The 19,016-nt window shown below is 34.8% G+C and carries 20 protein-coding genes; 7 read left to right on the top strand and 13 right to left on the bottom strand.

Annotated features, from left to right (window positions below; genetic code table 11):
* Positions 1-11: 11 nt before the first annotated feature.
* From dltA to dltD, 4 genes are all read left to right on the top strand, one after another.
* Positions 12-1,526, top strand: a complete 1,515-nt coding sequence (gene dltA, locus MHH59_RS06910) for a D-alanine--poly(phosphoribitol) ligase subunit DltA (RefSeq protein ID WP_002086765.1) — start codon at positions 12-14, stop codon at positions 1,524-1,526.
* Positions 1,523-2,689, top strand: coding sequence for a D-alanyl-lipoteichoic acid biosynthesis protein DltB (gene dltB, locus MHH59_RS06905; protein WP_002126234.1), 1,167 nt, complete (start codon positions 1,523-1,525; stop codon positions 2,687-2,689). Before dltA ends, dltB begins: the two co-directional genes overlap by 4 nt.
* Positions 2,690-2,757: 68 nt before the next feature.
* Positions 2,758-2,997: a D-alanine--poly(phosphoribitol) ligase subunit DltC gene (gene dltC, locus MHH59_RS06900; RefSeq protein WP_002011622.1), complete on the top strand. Its 240-nt coding sequence runs from the start codon at positions 2,758-2,760 to the stop codon at positions 2,995-2,997.
* Positions 2,994-4,169, top strand: coding sequence for a D-alanyl-lipoteichoic acid biosynthesis protein DltD (gene dltD, locus MHH59_RS06895; RefSeq protein ID WP_113936993.1), 1,176 nt, complete (start codon positions 2,994-2,996; stop codon positions 4,167-4,169). The genes dltC and dltD overlap by 4 nt, the downstream gene beginning before the upstream one ends.
* A 17-nt stretch (positions 4,170-4,186) precedes the next feature.
* Here the strand turns inward: dltD and MHH59_RS06890 are convergent, their stop codons facing one another.
* Positions 4,187-5,323, bottom strand: a complete 1,137-nt coding sequence (locus MHH59_RS06890; protein ID WP_002140949.1) for an NAD(P)H-dependent flavin oxidoreductase — start codon at positions 5,321-5,323, stop codon at positions 4,187-4,189.
* 73 nt (positions 5,324-5,396) lie between these two features.
* Here MHH59_RS06890 and MHH59_RS06885 point away from each other — a divergent pair, with 73 nt between their 5' ends.
* On the top strand, positions 5,397-6,317 hold the full coding sequence (locus MHH59_RS06885) for a S66 peptidase family protein (protein ID WP_201055864.1): 921 nt from the start codon (positions 5,397-5,399) through the stop codon (positions 6,315-6,317).
* 27 nt (positions 6,318-6,344) lie between these two features.
* Here the strand turns inward: MHH59_RS06885 and MHH59_RS06880 are convergent, their stop codons facing one another.
* The 3 genes from MHH59_RS06880 to MHH59_RS06870 form a co-directional block, all read right to left on the bottom strand.
* Positions 6,345-6,743 carry an SseB family protein gene (locus tag MHH59_RS06880; RefSeq protein ID WP_002135134.1) on the bottom strand — a complete coding sequence of 133 codons (399 nt, stop codon included), beginning with the start codon at positions 6,741-6,743 and terminating at the stop codon, positions 6,345-6,347.
* A 63-nt stretch (positions 6,744-6,806) separates the two neighbouring features.
* A complete protein-coding gene (locus MHH59_RS06875) occupies positions 6,807-7,385 on the bottom strand; it encodes a cysteine hydrolase family protein (RefSeq protein ID WP_201055862.1) in 579 nt (192 codons plus the stop codon).
* Positions 7,386-7,398: 13 nt separating this feature from the next.
* Positions 7,399-7,812: a carboxymuconolactone decarboxylase family protein gene (locus MHH59_RS06870; RefSeq protein WP_340850992.1), complete on the bottom strand. Its 414-nt coding sequence runs from the start codon at positions 7,810-7,812 to the stop codon at positions 7,399-7,401.
* 123 nt (positions 7,813-7,935) lie between these two features.
* Here MHH59_RS06870 and MHH59_RS06865 point away from each other — a divergent pair, with 123 nt between their 5' ends.
* Both MHH59_RS06865 and MHH59_RS06860 read left to right on the top strand, forming a co-directional pair.
* A complete protein-coding gene (locus tag MHH59_RS06865) occupies positions 7,936-8,388 on the top strand; it encodes an Lrp/AsnC family transcriptional regulator (protein WP_002011610.1) in 453 nt (150 codons plus the stop codon).
* Between the two features lie 100 nt (positions 8,389-8,488).
* The gene (locus tag MHH59_RS06860; RefSeq protein ID WP_000707108.1) at positions 8,489-8,671 is read left to right on the top strand and encodes a DUF3913 family protein; all 183 of its coding nucleotides are present in this window, start codon (positions 8,489-8,491) and stop codon (positions 8,669-8,671) included.
* Between the two features lie 29 nt (positions 8,672-8,700).
* On the opposite strand, the gene MHH59_RS06855 is transcribed toward MHH59_RS06860, so the two are convergent.
* The 9 genes from MHH59_RS06855 to MHH59_RS06815 form a co-directional block, all read right to left on the bottom strand.
* Positions 8,701-9,714 (bottom strand): CPBP family intramembrane glutamic endopeptidase, encoded by a 1,014-nt coding sequence (locus MHH59_RS06855; protein ID WP_340850991.1) that lies wholly within the window; start codon positions 9,712-9,714, stop codon positions 8,701-8,703.
* A 265-nt stretch (positions 9,715-9,979) separates the two neighbouring features.
* Positions 9,980-10,756, bottom strand: a complete 777-nt coding sequence (locus MHH59_RS06850; RefSeq protein ID WP_201055849.1) for an ABC transporter permease — start codon at positions 10,754-10,756, stop codon at positions 9,980-9,982.
* Entirely contained in the window at positions 10,756-11,658 is a 903-nt protein-coding gene (locus tag MHH59_RS06845; RefSeq protein ID WP_340850990.1) for an ABC transporter ATP-binding protein, read from the bottom strand. The genes MHH59_RS06850 and MHH59_RS06845 overlap by 1 nt, the downstream gene beginning before the upstream one ends.
* A 14-nt stretch (positions 11,659-11,672) precedes the next feature.
* A complete protein-coding gene (locus MHH59_RS06840) occupies positions 11,673-12,461 on the bottom strand; it encodes an ABC transporter permease (protein WP_340850989.1) in 789 nt (262 codons plus the stop codon).
* The gene (locus tag MHH59_RS06835) at positions 12,458-13,156 is read right to left on the bottom strand and encodes an ABC transporter ATP-binding protein (protein ID WP_201055845.1); all 699 of its coding nucleotides are present in this window, start codon (positions 13,154-13,156) and stop codon (positions 12,458-12,460) included. Before MHH59_RS06835 ends, MHH59_RS06840 begins: the two co-directional genes overlap by 4 nt.
* On the bottom strand, positions 13,153-13,533 hold the full coding sequence (locus tag MHH59_RS06830) for a GntR family transcriptional regulator (RefSeq protein ID WP_201055843.1): 381 nt from the start codon (positions 13,531-13,533) through the stop codon (positions 13,153-13,155). The genes MHH59_RS06835 and MHH59_RS06830 overlap by 4 nt, the downstream gene beginning before the upstream one ends.
* A gap of 193 nt (positions 13,534-13,726) precedes the next feature.
* Positions 13,727-15,100 carry a putrescine aminotransferase gene (locus MHH59_RS06825; protein ID WP_340850988.1) on the bottom strand — a complete coding sequence of 458 codons (1,374 nt, stop codon included), beginning with the start codon at positions 15,098-15,100 and terminating at the stop codon, positions 13,727-13,729.
* Positions 15,101-16,594: an aldehyde dehydrogenase family protein gene (locus tag MHH59_RS06820; RefSeq protein WP_033730619.1), complete on the bottom strand. Its 1,494-nt coding sequence runs from the start codon at positions 16,592-16,594 to the stop codon at positions 15,101-15,103.
* A gap of 269 nt (positions 16,595-16,863) precedes the next feature.
* On the bottom strand, positions 16,864-18,993 hold the full coding sequence (locus tag MHH59_RS06815) for a sigma 54-interacting transcriptional regulator (protein WP_340850984.1): 2,130 nt from the start codon (positions 18,991-18,993) through the stop codon (positions 16,864-16,866).
* Positions 18,994-19,016 lie beyond the last annotated feature (23 nt).

Raw genomic sequence — 19,016 nt, 5'->3', positions numbered from 1 at the left:
GTGGGAACGTTATGAAGTTATTAGAACAAATTGAAAAGTGGGCTGTAGAAACGCCTGATCAAACCGCTTTTGTTTGGCGAGATGCGAAAATTACGTACAAACAATTAAAGGAAGATTCTGATGCGTTAGCACATTGGATTTCTTCTGAGTATCCAGATGATCGTTCACCAATTATGGTTTATGGCCATATGCAACCTGAAATGATTATTAACTTTTTAGGTTGTGTAAAAGCTGGACATGCTTACATTCCTGTAGATTTATCTATTCCAGCTGATCGTGTACAACGTATTGCTGAAAGTTCTGGTGCGAAATTACTGTTATCAGGGGCAGAAGTAACGGTAACGGACTTACCAGTTCGCATTACAAGTGAAGATAACTTAAAAGATATTTTCTTTACTCATAAAGGGAATACTCCAAATCCTGAACATGCGGTAAAAGGTGATGAGAACTTCTACATTATTTACACATCAGGAAGTACAGGTAATCCGAAAGGGGTTCAGATTACTTATAACTGTCTTGTTAGCTTTACAAAATGGGCTGTAGAAGATTTCAACTTACAAACAGGGCAAGTATTCTTAAACCAAGCACCTTTCTCATTCGATTTATCTGTAATGGATATTTACCCATCATTAGTAACAGGTGGTACACTTTGGGCAATCGATAAAGACATGATTGCACGTCCAAAAGACTTGTTTGCTTCTTTAGAGCAATCGGATATACAAGTATGGACTTCGACACCATCTTTCGCAGAAATGTGTTTAATGGAAGCCTCTTTCTCTGAAAGTATGCTACCAAACATGAAAACATTCTTATTCTGCGGTGAAGTGTTACCAAATGAAGTAGCTAGAAAATTAATTGAGCGTTTCCCGAAAGCAGCAATTATGAATACGTACGGTCCAACAGAAGCTACTGTTGCTGTAACAGGCATTCACGTTACAGAAGAAGTGCTTGATCAATACAAATCACTTCCAGTTGGCTACTGTAAATCAGACTGTCGCCTTCTTATTATGAAAGAAGATGGTACAATTGCACCTGACGGTGAAAAAGGTGAAATCGTAATTGTCGGTCCAAGCGTAAGCGTTGGCTATTTAGGAAGCCCTGAATTAACAGAAAAAGTATTTACCATGATTGATGGTGAGCGCGCCTATAAAACAGGTGATGCTGGCTATGTAGAAAATGGTCTTCTATTCTATAATGGTCGTCTTGATTTCCAAATTAAGCTTCATGGTTATCGAATGGAATTAGAAGAAATCGAACATCATCTTCGCGCGTGTTCTTACGTAGAAGGTGCAGTTGTTGTTCCAATTAAAAAAGGTGAAAAATATGATTACTTATTAGCGGTTGTTGTTCCTGGAGAGCATTCGTTTGAAAAAGAATTCAAATTAACATCTGCAATCAAAAAAGAACTCAATGAGCGATTACCAAATTACATGATTCCACGTAAATTCATGTATCAATCTTCTATTCCAATGACACCAAATGGAAAGGTAGATCGCAAAAAATTATTGAGTGAGGTTACAGCATGACCGCATATGGATCATTTTATTTTTTCGCTATAGTAGGCATTTTATTAATACCTACTATCATAGCTGGATTAAAAGGTAAAATGTTGCGTAAATATAATGCCGTTTTAACATTAGTAATGCTCGTTATTATCTTCTCTGATAAACCGAAGCAAGCAATCATGTTAGCCGCATTTATTATTTGGCAATATGCCCTTATTAAAGGCTATTTAATTTTAAGAAAACAAAATAATAGTACATTCACGTTTTGTATAGCTGTTATTTTATCGATTTTACCGCTTATTTTGGCAAAAATCGCACCGTTTGTACCTGAATTGCATTTTATTGTTTTCGCAGGTATGTCTTACGTAACATTTAGAGCTGTACAGATGGTCTTTGAAGTTCGTGATAATTTAATTAAAGAACTTTCCTTCTTTAATTTCTGGGAATTCGTTTTATTCTTCCCTGCGATTTCAAGTGGACCTATCGATCGTTACCGTAGATTCCAAAAAGATATTCAAAAGCCGCCTAGTGCTGAGGAATATCAAAAGTTACTATATACAGGGATTAACCGTATTTTCCAAGGTTTTCTGTATAAATTTATAATCGCGCACTTGATAACAACATATCTTGTAAAGGCAGTATTCGCCAATCAAGATACACTTTTATCTAATGTGATTTTTATGTACGCTACTAGCATGCAGTTATTCTTTGACTTTGCAGGTTATAGTGCGTTCGTAATTGGTATCAGTTACATGATGGGAATTAAAACTCCAGAAAACTTTAATAAGCCATTCCTTAGTCGTAACATTAAAGACTTCTGGAACCGCTGGCACATGAGTTTATCATTCTGGTTCCGTGATTTTATTTACATGCGTTTCGTCTTTTTTGCAACGAAGAAAAAGTTAATTAAGAACCGTTACACAATTTCGTATATCGGTGCATTTTTAAACTTTTTCATTATGGGAATTTGGCACATCCAAGGAAGCGCTGTTGCGCAGTATGTTATTTATGGTCTATATCACGCTGCCTTGTTTATCTTATTCGATATTTTCGAACGAAAAAACAAGAAGCATAAGTTTTGGCCAAACAATAAATTTACACACGTCCTTGCGATTGTAATTACGTTCCACGTTGTATGTTTCGGTTTCCTGATCTTCTCTGGACACCTTAACAGATACTTTTAATGCACCCTTCTTATCCCATTAAGAAGTTGCACATATAATATATTTCGGATATAAAGGAGATTTTAAAAATGGCAGAATTCAAAGAGCAAGTATTAGATATTTTAGAAGAAGTATGTGAAAACGATATTGTGAAAGAAAACTTAGATGTTCAATTATTTGAAGAAGGTATTCTTGATTCTTTCGCTGTAGTATCTTTATTAGTAGAATTCCAAGAGCGTTTAGAGATTGAAGTTTCTATTTCTGATTTTGACCGCGATGAATGGGCTACACCAAATATGGTTATTAAAAAGTTGGAAGAAATCCGATGAACAAAGTAAAATTTGGTCCGATGCTTTTAGCATTGGCCCTTTTTGCTGTATTCTTACTTATTCCAACGCGCTTCCTACTTCCACTTTTAAGTGATGAGAAAGTAGAACAAGCTGCGACTTCTTTAAAAGAAGAAAAGATTCAAAGTATGATTTTACAGCAAAAGATGTTAGCAGACCCGAAATATCTTCCGATGTACGGTTCATCGGAATTCGCACGTATGGATGCTTTCCATCCATCGAATTATTTCAAAGTAAAGCCTGAAGGATTCACACCATTCCTACTTGGGCGCGGTGGAACACAAGACCTTGTACATGTATTAAACTTCGCATCTACAATGGATCAATTGAAAGATAAGAAAATGATATTCGTTCTTTCTCCGCAATGGTTTGTACCACAAGGTATTGATGAGACACACTTTGCACCTAACTTTTCCAAACAACAAGGTTACCACTTCATTTTCAACGATGATTTAAAACCTGAAATGAAAAAACAAATTGCAAAACGCTTATTAAACTTTGAGATTGTTAAAAAAGAAACTTTATTAAAAATTTCACTTGAAGGTATCGCCTACGATGATACAAAGTATAAAGTAAAAGCACTTGCTGCTAAACCTTTCGCTTATATTTATCGTAACATTCTAGATCGTAAAGACTTATTTACAGCTATGTTTAATATTAAGCCACATAAAGAACAGCTTGATCCATCATTGAAACAAATGAACTGGGAAGAAGCTCGTAAGCATGCTGATCAAACAGGTGCAGTAGAATCAAGCTCTAACGAATATGGTATCGAAGATGATTACTTCAATAGCAAAATTAAGAAGAAATTAAAACAACGTGAAGGTTACTTAAAAAATGATGCTTATGACCAATCACCAGAATATGAAGATTTACAAATTGTACTTGATTTATTAAAACAATCTGGCGCAAAACCGCTCTTCATTTCTGTTCCTGTAAAAGGTCCTTGGTATGATTACGCTGGCTTCCCGAAAGAAAAACGCGAATTATACTACAATAAAGTTCATGAACAAATTAAGCAAGCTGGCTATCCAATTGCTGATTTCTCAAATCATGAATATGATAAGTACTTCTTAAAAGATCATATGCACTTAGGTTGGAAAGGCTGGGTTTACATCGACGAAGCTATCCAACAATTTTATAAAGCAAACTAACGAAAAGACCGCTTGAATTATTCAAGTGGTCTTTTTTTATATACATCTTGTAATTGTTCAATTACGTTCTCTGCTTCTTTCATGACACGTTTCACTACGTGCTGAGCTGATTCCGTTCGTGCTAATGATGATGCTTGTCCTGCCCAAAGCGACATATACTCTTCCTTATTTTGCTTCGCTGCTTCTTGACGTATTTTTGAAGTTAATACGTTTTGCACTGGATACATCGGTAAATTCTCTTCTCTTCCTTCATGTTTCTCTATAAATTCATTACGAATACCCCGTGCATATTTCCCGGAAAACGCACGGGTTACCGTTGTACTCGTATCTGTACTATGTAAAATCGCCTCTTTATACACGTCATGCGTAATACTTTCTTCACTCGTTAAAAAGGCTGATCCCATTTGAACAGCCTCTGCCCCTAACGCAAATGCCGCAACAAGCCCTTGCCCATTCATTACACCACCTGCTGCAACAATCGGGATATGAGGTACTTCCGCTACTAATTGCGGGATTAATGCAAATGTACCAATCATCGCATCTTGTTCTTTCCCAATAAACGTTCCTCTATGCCCTCCTGCCTCGCTACCTTGCCCGACAATAATATCTACCCCTAACTTAGCAAGTGCTTTCGCTTCCGCTACATGGGTAGCTGTTCCGATAACTTTTATCCCTTCCTTTTTCAAATCATCTATTTCTTCTTTTTCTAACGTTTGAAATGCAAAACTAACGACTGGTACCTTTTCCTCTAATAATACTTGTAATTGTTCTTTATAGCTTTTTGGAAGTTTTAAAGTCTTTTCTTCCTCTATACCTAATTCTCTATTCACTCCACTAAGTAATACTTTCGCCTCGTTTACCTTCTCTTCTTCTATCTGTATCTCTTTCGTTAAAAGTAAATTAACACCGAAAGGCTTATTTGTTAGTTCCCTTATTTTATAAATCGCTTCACGGATTTGTTCTGGACTCATATACCCTGCTCCAAGCGTACCTAATCCTCCGCTATTACTCACAGCTGCAACAAGTTCTGACGTTGTAATCGCTCCTGCCATACCTGCTTGAATAATCGGATACTTAATTTGTAATATATCTATTACTCGACTTGTAAACATCATTTTCCCTCCTACTTTCCCTATACCTTCTTTATATGACATGCTTTCCCCTTCTTTTACAAGGATTGAACTTTCGCTCAAGCGAATATATTGAAAGAGAAGGAGGCTGAGAACAATGATTTATCCAAATGCGTTGCAAAAAGGTGATACAGTAATGGTTATTGCACCGTCTGGCCCACCAACACTTGAGAATATATTAAAAGGTGTGAACGTATTACAAGAGATGGGATTATCCGTAATAATTGGAAAGAGTGTTTATGAAAAATATGGATATTTAGCTGGAAGTGATCAAGTTCGTCTTGATGATATACATGAAGCATTTACAAATACTGAGGTCAAAGCAGTCTTTTGTGCACGAGGTGGTTACGGCAGTGCTCGTCTCCTCCCTTACATTCAATATGAAATCATTCAACGGAATCCAAAGATTTTTTGGGGATATAGCGATATTACGGCTTTACATACTGCCTTTTCACGTTATGCGGAGCTGGTTACTTTTCATGGTCCAATGATTGAAGAATTAGGAAAAGGTATAGATTCTCTCTCCTTATCTTCTTTCAATCAACTATTCCATCCGTATTCATCTATCTTATATGCATCAGAATGTATCGTACCTACCTCTCCATGTACAGTTACAGGCACATTAGTTGGAGGGAATTTAACTGTGTTAACAAGTATAATTGGCTCGCCCTATGAAATAAATACATCAAATAACCTTTTATTGCTTGAAGATATTGGTGAAGAACCGTACCGCATTGACCGGATGTTAAATCAACTACTTTTATCTGGACAGTTTAATGAATGCAGCGGCGTTATTTTTACAAGTTGTCACGACTGCAACCCTTCTAAGCCATCTCAATCATTGCAAACAATATTATATGAATATTTCACGCCATATAATATACCTGTGTTATTCGGTTTACCGATTGGACATATAAGTCCAAATATCGGTATTCCCCTCGGAGCTACAGCAACAATAAATACAACTAACAAAACTGTTTCTATTTCTTCTGGTATAGCCACTCCATGTTCAAATTAAAAAGGAAAAGCTGCTAAGCTTTTCCTTTTACTTATAATAATTAAAAATCCGTCCAGATGAGATATCTGAAATCTCTTCTGGAATAAATGTTTTACTTATATCAGTACCAACATTTAATACAGCTGTTGCATCCTTCTCAATGCCACCAAATAATTCTTTTCCACGTATCGTAATAAGGGGCGTACCTTCTGGCAACACATCTTTTACAAATTTCAATTGTGTAAAGAACGGAACGATCCATCTACCCTCTCCTTGGAAATGACGCAAACGAAGTGTTCCTTCCGTTGCCCCGTCTTCTGCTTCAAGTGAACCAGCAACATAAAACTCCGTTGATAAGAGCAATTCATAAAATTCCTTTTGCTTTTGTTTATCCTCTCCTGCTAAAACGAGTACTTTTTCTATTTTCTTTACTGAAATTTGCTCCATATGATGCCACCCCTATTTTCAAAATGATTACACTTAGATTATACGAAATATTCTTATTTTTTTCTACATAATTCCACAATTATTTTCTTGAAATAATTTTAAAACACCTTCAGTCGTAACGATTTTGGCAAATTCATCATGTAAGTTTACAAGTGTCATATTGTGAATGTCCTCTGCACTATACTCTGTCCCGTCCAGACCTTTACGATTGAATGTAGCCGTCGTATCGCTCACTAAATACGTTGTAAACCCTAAATTACCTGCCATCCGTGTTGTAGTCTCCACACAATGATTTGTTGTTAATCCTACAATCACTACCGTATTACATTTTTGTTGTCTTAATTGTTCTTCCAAATTTGTCCCAATGAACGCGCTATTAACGGATTTCTGGATAATTATTTCATCTGGCATTGGTTGCACTTCTTCTTTAAAGTTTACCGTTTCCGCATGTTGATAAAACATCGATTGAACATTTTCTTTATTTACATGTTGAATATGAAAAACTGGTAGTTTTCTTTTTCTCCATTCTTCTAACAAACTTTTCATATTTTCTTCCGCCAAAAGGTTATTCCTCACGCCCCAGTATGGTAAGTTAAATGCTTCCTGTACATCAATGATTATAAGTGCTGCTTGATTAAGCATAATATCCTCCTAATTAATTGGGCTGTAATTGAAACAGAAAATCAAGTTGCTGCGAAGCAGTAATAAAACAAATATAGGCACAAAGCTCTACAATTTCTTTTTCAGTCCAATATTGTTTTAATATATGAAACATATTATCATCTATCGCCTTTTGGTCATGAACAAATGCATGTGCAAAAGTAACGGCTACGCTAATTTCTTCTATTTTTTGTATATCATCCGGCTTTCCCTTTGCCATACAGTACGGACATTCATTCCCAAACGCTAATGTTCTTCTTACTTGCTCCTTTAACTCTACGGAAAGGGCCCCTGTACTATACAGTGTATTCTCTAACGTACTCCACGAATTTAATATATCTGGATTATGACCTAATAATTTTTGAAACTTTGTATCTCCTACATTTGATAATGTAATTCTCTCCATCATTTCCCCTCCTATTTCCTTCTTTTTTATTGTAAAATAAATAAAGTTCACTTTACATTTCATATGAATCTTAATTTTTAATTTTTCTTTACAAAAATTATCATTTTACTGGAGGTATATTTACAAATGCAATTAGACCGTGTTGATCGAAAAATTTTAAATGAATTATATAATGATAGCCGCCTTTCGATGCGTGAATTAGCAAAACGAGTAAACTTATCGGCTCCGTCTACTACAGAACGTGTACGTAAACTTGAAAGTGAAGGGATTATTCAAAAATACACAATCGATATCAATTATAAAAAAGCAGGACTTGTTTTAGATTGTATTTTAGAAATCACTTTAAAAAATGGTGATACAACACGTATGCAACAGTTTATTCAGTCTTATCCATCTGCAAGTTTTTGTTACCGAGTAACAGGAAGCTTGTGCTACATTGTAAAAATCTCTGTTCCTTCACTCGTTGAACTTGAAGAATTTATCAATGATGTTTCTTCATATGCAACGACAGTTTCTCATATCGTATTATCAGAAGTAGCTCTTACTCCGGACATTGAACATATATTCCCAGAAGATTAATTCATCTTTATTCACAAAAAGAGTAAAAACCCCTTACATTAAGAATAAAAATGATATATCATGTATTAAAATACATAAAGTTCGAGAAAGGGGCTTTACATTGAAAATCTGGTTTTATGAAAAAACGGCACAATTAGATGACTTGCTTGGTATTTGGGACAATGTTCCGACCATCCCTCGAATTGGTGAAAAAGTTGAACTTCTAAAAACCGTTCGGATCGTTACAGATATTAAATATGTAAAGAACGGTAATAATTTTCGTGTAGAGATTATTACAAATTAAAAAGTAGCTCTTTAGGAGCTACTTTTTAATTATCTATTATGCGCTTTCTTTATAACAATTTTATCTTCTTCTACAGAAACTGTTACATAATCATTTTCTTCTAACCGAAGCTTATTTACAGCTTCATCAGGTAATTCTACAGCCATCAATCTATCTGTTACTATCACTTGGCTATATATTTCATTTTCTTCTGATGTATTCACTACTTTTTCTTCATTTATGAAACGAATCGGTGGCACACCAACTTCTTTTACTGTACGCCACTGGTTCCAAGTAAAAGGAATGAACCATAATAAACCGATAATCACAAAACCAATGCCGACCCATAAATTACTTTGTGCTTGTAATTCAGTAATCGAGATTGCGTCACTTCCATCTCCACCTACAAATTGCATACTCGTTGCAATCAAATTATTTAGAGCATGCACAGCAATATTCGTCCATATATTTTTTGTCTTTATGTATAGAAGGCACATAATAACACCGAACATGAAAGCACCGATAACATCAAAGTGTCCTAGTCCAAAAATAAGAGAGGATATAATAACCGCTCGTTTAATCCCCCATTTGTAAGCCATTCGCTGCAAGAAAAAACCTCTAAAAATAACCTCTTCCATTATTGGGGCTAATACACATGCTGAAATGAAAGTAAATACCGTCATGTATATGTTACTCGTATTAATTACATTTCCATCTTCTAACATGGTAACTAAGAAATCAGGTAAAGTATGTGCTAAAATATAAAATTGAATTTGGGATATACCGACTGCAAAAACCATTCCCATGATCGTTGTTAATACAATTAACCCCCAATGTAAACGTCCAGGCTTATCAAAAAAGCTTTTAAAAACAACATTATTTTTACTTGTTTTTAAATATAGCCACAATAGTGGAAATGCAAAAAATATTGATATTTGTGACAGTAACTCTATCGTATTGTCAGAAGCACCTGATAAACTTAATGGAATCATTGTCAGGAACATCCCTATAATCATCCATCCAAAAAAACTACGTAGCCTTATACGTGAAAATGCATGTTGCATATTGAACACCTCCAGAGATGATGTAAAGTGAAAATTTATTCAGTGTTTTATGGGTAGCCCTTCTCCACAAATGGCCGAATAACTAAATTATAATATGAATATAGTTGAAAATCTTCCTATTTTTCTCAAATAATTTCAAACAACATATCTCTTAAAATATATAGTACGTTTTATTTAAAATACCGTATTACTGTTCTTCCAGTTGAAATCTAGGGGAACGTTATGTAATAAAAATCCCCGTTTTTACAAGCGGGGATTTCTTTTATTATAATACGTCACGTTTTTGGAATAATACACTTGATGCTACAAGTAATACAGCAAAGTATGCAACTACAAGTAATAATGAGGTTGTAAACGTAAATTCTGTAAATGGTGGTTCTGCTCCGCCACTTACTAATTTATTACTATCGTAAGCACTTAAATTCAAATGGAAAAATACCACAAATTTCGCTACACCTTTTGCAAACATCATCAGTACCATATTAATTGGTCCTTGTAAAAAGAAGAGGAACATCGTAATAATCAATGGTAATACAGACTTTCTAAATACGTTTGCTAAGAAAAATGCAAGCGTCGCAAAGAAGAACGGTGAAAGTACTTGATATAAAGTAGATTTCATTACGATTCCTAACGTTAATTCTGTTTTACTACCATCCTTTACAATTCCGCCAATAATCATTGCAATTAACGTGCTAGCAAATATGATAAATACTATAGTAAGTAACACTGTAATATATTTAGAGAATAAAACGGTAATTCTTTTTCTTGGACGGATTAATAACTGCTTAATTGTACCTTTTTGGAACTCATCAGTAATCATACGTGAAGCAATCGTAATTCCAAAAATTGTTGCAAATAAAGTAATTAAACCAATCTCTGAACTTGCAAAATCTAAATATGATCCTTTAAATTCACTTCCGTCGCCCCACTTCATCATCGCTAAAACTCCCAAAATCTCCAATACTGCAATAACACCAATTAAAATATACATACCTTTTTTCGCATGCAACTTTAAAAATTCATTTTGAATTAATTTAAACATTACGCTTTCACTCCCCCTGTAATTGCTAAGAACTCATCCTCTAACGTTTTATTTTGAACGGTAACTCCGTATACAAGCACATCGTCATTCACAAGTTTCTTTACAAGTTGTGGAATTTCTTCTTTCGTTACAGATACTGCAATTACATTTCCTTGCGCCTTACCTTTAATGATTTCATTTGCTTTCTGTACTTGATCTACTTCAAACGCTACAACTACTTTCTCATCATGTTTCGCTTGTTCATGTAAGTTGTACTCTTGTACAAACTCACCTTGCTTTATAATAACGACGCGATCACACATTAGTTCAATTTCACTTAATAAGTGACTTGATACGATTACGGCAATATTCTCTTCTTTCGCTAAACGTTGTAAATAATCACGAATTTGACGAATACCAGCTGGATCTAATCCATTTGTCGGCTCATCTAAAATTAAGATTTTCGGCTGATGAAGTAATGCCTGTGCAATTCCTAAACGTTGTTTCATACCAAGTGAATATGTTTTCACCTTTTTATGAATCGCATGCTCTAAGTCAACAAGCTTTACAATTTCAGCAATGCGCTCTTTACTAATTGGTGTAATTGCCATGTTCGCAAAATGCTTCAAGTTTTGCCTTCCAGTCATATAATCATATAGTTCAGGATTTTCTACAATTGCTCCAATTTGCTCTAACGCCTTTTCACGCTCCGTACGAATGCTATGACCACAAATTGTAATATCGCCTTCTGTCATCGAAATAAGACCTGTCATCATACGAATTGTCGTCGTCTTACCACTACCGTTCGGTCCAAGGAACCCGTATACTTCTCCTTCTCGAACCTCAAACGATAGGCCGCGAATGATTTCTGCCTTACCAATCTTTTTTCGAACATTTTCTAATTTCACTACTACGTTTCCCAATGCTGATTCCTCCTCTAGACTTCTAACTTTTTGTCGATTATGCGACCTGTTATATAAACAAGTAAAACAAATATACCGATTGAAAAAGCAATACTATATAAATTCATAAGTTTTTCTTGATAAAGCAACACATTTGCTTCTGATGATTCATCTATATATACTAACTTTGTTATTAAAGGCGCAGTAGGTGCAAGACCGCCCAACATTCCATATATAGTACCTAATAATTTTGTTACTAGTAAAAATAAGAAAAATACAATTGGATATTTTAACTTCTTCTTTTTCAAAGAAAACACTTTAACGCTAGCTACTACAAAAAGCAATACAAGTAATATACTAGATAAATTAAATACATATACAATAGTACTAAATAAGTGCCCTAATGGATTTAATCCACTTTGGGTAAATAGCACTTCATAGAGCTCTGTACCCTTTATTATTTTCATAGAAATACTATATAAAAAAATAGAACCTATTACTTCAAAAATAAGTAAACTAATTGCAGTATATAACAATATTGCTAAAACAATCTTTTTACCTGATGTCGGCGTTAATCGAAATAATGTACTTTCAGTCATTTTTCCAAATGCAGACATCGCCTGAATAAATAGCAATGCTATAAAAATTATATATACTAAGATAACTAAGGAAACTATAATTATTTGCCTTATCTCTCCTGATTCTTGCTTAATATAATTTCCCAAACTTACGAAAGCTACAGCTACAACGAATATAAATGATAACAATGAAATAATAATTTGCTTTTTATTTACATTGTACATATATATTAAGCTCGACTTCATCTACTAAACACCTCCTTAAACACCTCCGTGACAGCTTTCCCTCTCTGAAAACGTAACTCTTCTACATTTTCATACAATACAATTTCCCCATCTTTTAAAAAGATTACTTCATCAAAAATATTTTCAACTTCATTTATTAGGTGAGTCGAGATTAGTATCGTACAATCTTCTCTATAAAATTGTAGAATGAGATCTAATACGTGTTCTCTAGAAACAAGATCAATCCCGCCAAGTGGTTCATCTAGTATATATAACTTCGCTTTTCGAGAAAACGTTAAAATAATTTGAAGCTTTTCAATCATCCCTTTTGATAATGCTGTAATCTTTTCTTCTAATGGTATTTTAAATTCTGCAATCGTATCTACTGCTTTTTGAATATCGAAGTCTTTATAAAAATCTCGATAGAAAAATAGGGCATCTTTTACAGTCATCCAATCATCAAAGCCTGGCTTATCAGACATAAATGAAACGATTTCTTTCGTCCCTAACCCTACTTTTTTACCGTTAATTACTATGCTGCCTTCAGAAGGATGCTGCAATCCTGCAATCATTTTTAATAACGTCGTTTTCCCGCTTCCGTTATCTCCAACAAGCCCAACGATTTTTCCTTCTGTAATCTCTATGTTTAACTCACGGATCGCTGCTTTTAATCCGTACCGCTTCCATACGTTTTCTATTTTTAATAACTCTGTCATTCGCTCTCCTCCCTTTTCTCATGTAATGAAGAACGAAGGATTGTAAGAATTTCTTCTTCTGAAAAACCTAAATTGTCCATTCCATCTATAAAAGAATGAAGTAATTCTTTCGCCATATCTTTTCGCAGCTCCATAATCTTCTCCCCTTCATTCGTTACATATCGTCCCATTCCTCTACGTGTTACTACAACTCCATCCCGCTCTAACTCTTGAAATGTACGTTGAATCGTATTTGGATTTACTTGTAATTCACTCGCTAATTCACGTACAGAGGGAATTTTATCACCAGGCGATAAATGACCCGTTACAATTTCTTTCTTTATGTATTCCATTACTTGAATGTAAATTGGTGTATTTGGAGAAAACTCGATTTTCATTTCTCCCCTCCTGTCTTAGTGTGTTAGTTAAATAGTACACTAAGACAAATTACATGTAAATACTTAAAACAAAAAATGTAATAAAAAGGCAGTGTAACTTTTCGTTACACTGCCTTCCTGTAATACAATATAAGTAAATCTATTCTAATTATAGTTTCAATCGTTTGAATTCACATATAATCTTATGCGAAATTTATTTTACTTTTACTTGAGTTAGCACAGATTTAAACGTATTAATAACTGTATCTACTTCTTCATAGCTAATTGTAAGGGATGGTTCAATACGAATTGTTTTTGAATTAATTAATGTTCCCGCAACAAGAATACCTTGATCAAACATCGCCTTTGACACTTCATAACCAATCTCGTCTTTATGGAATTCAATCCCAATCATTAAACCTTGACCACGGATTTCAAAGATTTTATCTTCATGTCCTTCTGCTACTTGTTTCAATCCATTTAAGAAATACTCCCCAACTTCCATCGCTCGTTCCGGTAATTTCTCTTCCAATAATACATGAATTGTTGCAATTGCAGCAGCACATGCAAGTGGATTTCCTCCAAATGTTGTTGTGTGCATAAATGGATTTTCAAACCAACTTTTGAATACTGTTTCTTTCGCAACAATAGCTCCCGCTGGCATTACACCTCCACCAAACGCCTTCGCAAGACAAATAATATCCGGCACGACATCATATAATTCTGCAGCAAACATTTTTCCTGTACGTCCCATTCCAGTTTGTACTTCATCAAAGATAAGGAGTGATCCAAACTCATCACAAAGCTCTCGTACTTGTTTCAAATAATTTTCTGGAGGTAAAATAATACCGCCCTCTCCTTGAATTGGTTCTAAAATAACTGCTGCAACATCTTCTCCCACTAATGCACATGTCTCAAATGTTTTTCTCATCATATCAATATCGCCAAACGGAACATGACGGAAACCCGGAATTAATGGTAAAAATGGCTTACGGAACATTCCTTTTGCCGTCCCAGATAAAGCACCAAGGCTCTTACCATGGAAAGCACGCGTTGTAGCAATGAACGTTGTTCGTTCACTATACATTTTTGCTAGTTTTAGTGCTGCCTCCACACTTTCTGTACCACTGTTTGTAAAGAAGGCGTATTTCAAATCACCAGGTGTAATATCCGCTAAAATCTTTGCAAGCATTGCTCGAAGTGGATCCAGTAAATCCTGACTGTGCAATGCTTGACGTTTTAATTGATCTGTCACAGCTTTTACCACTTTCGGATTACGGTGACCAACATTATAAATTCCAAATCCACCTAAACAGTCAATATACTTTTTACCATTAATATCCATGAAGCAAGATCCTTCATCTGACCATTCTACTGCTGCAAATTGTCCATCTTTTGTTACTGTTTTTCTATAAGCAAGAAAACCAGGGTTTACATGCTCTCTAAATCCATCTACTGTTTCTTTTTGAATCCAGTTTGCCTCTTCTTCAGTAACCTTTTCTTTTTCAATTAACTGTAGTACTTTCGTAATATACTCATTTACATTTGATTCTTTCTCATTCAATTTATTTTTCACGTTCGTTTCCATCTAATTCACCTCTACATTTTTTTTATTTGCAAACCAACCAATAGGTTCTACTTCTAGATTTATATTAATCTGCTTAATTTCTTGAAATTCTTCTAAACCAAACGTTCCTAGACTACGACCTATACCACTCTGCTTATATCCGCCCCAAGGCGCCTCATTGTATGTTGGGTGATAGCTATTAATCCACGTAATTCCTGCGCGAAGTTTGCGAATCACACGCATTGCTTTTGCACCATCGACTGTAAATACTCCTCCAGCCAAACCATAGTCTGTACCGTTTGCCAACTCAATTGCTTCCTGTTCGTCTTTAAACTTTTGAATTACTACAACAGGACCGAAGATTTCTTCCTGGACAATACGCATATCAGGTTTTACATTGACAAAGACTGTTGGTTCAATAAAGAAACCATCACCTTTTCCATCCTCCATTATTCGTCTACCTCCGCAAGCAACGTTTGCACCTTCGTCTTTCCCAATTTCAATATAACGTAATACTTTTTCCATATGTTCTTGACTTACAAGTGGCCCCATTTCTGATTCTGGATTATCACCAGGCCCAACGTTAATTTGCTGTGCTCGCTCTACAAAACTATTAACAAATTTATCATAAATCTTTTCTTCTACAAGGATTCTTGATCCTGCTGAACATACTTGTCCGCTACCTGCATAAATACCGAATAGAGCATAATCAATAGCGGTCTCAAAATCTGCATCTGCAAAAATAATATTTGGAGATTTCCCTCCAAGTTCTAACGAAATCTTTTTCATATTATCAGCCGCTGTTCTCATAATGTGCTTACCTGTTTTTGTTCCACCTGTAAAGGAAATCATATCCACTTTATTACTCGCTGCAATTTCATTTCCTACTATTGGACCAGCCCCCATTACCATATTAGCAACACCTTTTGGTAGCCCTACTTTTTCAAGGATTTCGAATAGCTTTGTTGCAGTGATTGGTGTCACTTCAGAAGGTTTAAACACAATTGTATTTCCAGCTGCTAAAGCAGGTGCAATTTTCCATACACTCATCAATAGCGGATAATTCCATGGAACAATTAATCCACAAACACCAACTGGCTCTCTTACAACCATCGCTTGCATCGGATCGGCTACATGATATGTTTGACCATCTGGCTTTGTAATCAATCCGGCATAATAGCGAAAACAAGCCGCTGCATCTCCAATATCTCCTTCTGCCTCACGGTACATTTTTCCATTATCCATTGTTTCAAGGTACACTAATTCTTCCATATTTTTATCAATTTCATCTGCTATTTTAAATAAATATGATGCCCTTTCAGCAGTGGATGTTGCTGACCAAATTCCGCTATCGAAAGCCGTTCTTGCCACTTCTATCGCGTATTTTGCATCCTCAATCGTTCCCTCAGGTGCATATGCTATACCCTTGCCATTCGCAGGGTTAATAATCGTTCTTTTCTCTTGATTACTAGACTCTCTCCATTCACCGTTTACATACATTTTTAAATCTAGCACTATATTGAATCCCCCTTCATCGATCGTTTATATATTTATAAGCAATTTTCATGCCAATCTTTAAAATCCAAAGGAATCATACATAAACTGACTATTTTCTTAAAAACAATAAACAATTTATGCACTCTCGCATACACTATTCCATTTTGCATAAAACGGAATGTTAATCATTTCTGCTACCGCCTTCACCACTCGGGACTTGACTCCTAGAGAATATGCATATGCTGAGCGCACACAAAAAGGAGAAGTCTATGTGACCTTCTCCTTTTTTAGGAATAAGAGATGATATCAGCCGCTATCCCTTTTTCACTAACAATTTTTTGATATTTACGACTCACTGAAGATTGGCTGATTCCAAGAGCTTTTGCAGCCTTAGTCGTTGTTTTATACTGCTTCATTGCAAGTAAAATCAATTGTTCTTCTACAGAATGTAGCGCTTCTTGTAATGGTAATACTCTTGTAATAACTGGTTTTGATTTTTTAAAGTCATAACCAGTTGTTAAAAACTTACTAACAAACTCCGCTTCAATTACTGGATCGTCTGCTGATACTACTAAACGTTCAATCATATTTTGTAATTCACGTACATTTCCTGGCCATGAGTAAAACTCTAGTAAGCTAAGCGCATCTGGAGTTAAATGATAATTTTTATTATATTTTTCATTTAACTGTTGCAAGAAATGAAAGGCAAGTACCGGAACATCTTCCATTCGCTCTCGTAGAGGAGGCACTCGCAACGGAATTACATTTAGCCGATAAAACAAATCTTCACGGAATGTTCCAGATTCCACCATCTTTTCAAGACTCTTATTTGTAGCAGCAATAATTTGTACATTTATTTTCGTAGGGATTGTACTTCCAATAGGAATTACTTCTTGTTCCTGTAGGACTCTAAGCAATTTCACTTGCAAATGTAAAGGCATTTCTCCAATTTCATCTAAAAATAAAATACCTTGATCCGCCCGCTTAAAATATCCTTCTTTTCCATTTTTATCGGCTCCTGTAAAAGCACCTTTCGTATAACCAAATAGTTCACTTTCTAACAAAGTTTCTGGAATTGCACCACAATTTAATTTTAAAAATGGCTTTGAAGATCGGTTTCCAAGTTGATGAATTGCCTGAGCAATTACTTCTTTTCCGACGCCAGATTCTCCAGAAATAAGAACATTGGAAGAAAAATCTGCTATTTTTTTAGCTTGGTTAATAATTTGCTCCATTTTCGGACTACAGTAAATAAGCTTCTTAAGAAAACGATCTTTATTTTTAAAGTCATCTAACTCCTTCTTATATTGCTCTGATATCTTCTTTATTTCATGTAATTCCGTCTTCAATCTCGTTGCTTCGGTAATATCCCTGGAGGCAATAATAATACGATGAAGCTCTCCGTTTTCATTAAATACAGGGTTTCCAACTGCTAATATTTTTCTTCCGCTTTTTGTTTCTTGTACAACTGATACCTTTTTTTGTTTTTCCAACACTAATCGCGTAACCGATGGACTAAATAATCCTTTCTTTTCTAGGTCTAAAAGATTTTTTCCTAACAAGTCCTTCAAATTACTCCCCCAAAAATCATTGATAACAGTTTCACTATAACGAATTAATTCCCCTTTATGATTAACAACTAATATTTCATCATAAATGCTAGACAAAATTGCATGTAAATCTTTATTTAAATCCTTTATATATTCAATTTCCATCGCCATGTCCTCGACCATCGGCAAATCTTGCACAATAATAACCATTCCTTCAATACTTTGATCAAAGTTTGGAATCGGACTATAGTCAACTAATACACCCATCTCATTTGTGATTTGTAATTGATTCAAAATCGTTTTTCCCTTTGTAAATACGTTATTAATGTGTTCTCCATTAAAAATCAGTTCTGCTGGTACATTCATAACTTTTTCAGGAGTCGATTTAATCATCTTCAAACCAGATTCATTACAATTTACAATTTTCTTTTCTCGATCTACTACAAAAATCCCCATTGGAATAGACGTTAAAATAATTTTCAATATATCAACACTCTGATTTTCTTGTTTAAATAGTTCTGCAAAAACATCCTCTCTTCTTATATATCCTGTTAGCTCATCCACTTCATTTTTTACTATGGCAATCGGCGCTCCAATAATTTGAAAAAGAGCTGTTAAAGAAATATCTTTACTAAGATGACATATTGTATCTAGTGAAACAGCATTTGAAAGTAATAGCTTAGAAGTTAATTCCTTACTATTTGATAGCAGATCCTTCACATGAACGTATGCAAATAATTTATCTCCTCTTTTTAAAAATAGAAACGATTCTTTTATATTTTTAACATCTATATGCCATTCCTTTTCAGATTGATCGATAGGTAGAGAAACTATGGGTCTAATTTTTGTATGAGCGATGGAAAACATTCTGCTATTCCTCCTTTGAACTA

The sequence above is a fragment of the Bacillus sp. FSL E2-0195 genome (assembly GCF_038003645.1).
Taxonomy (GTDB): Bacteria; Bacillota; Bacilli; order Bacillales; family Bacillaceae_G; genus Bacillus_A; species Bacillus_A mycoides.
The sequence above is the reverse complement of the archived record's forward strand: the minus strand, read 5'-3'. Positions and strand labels throughout refer to the sequence as shown.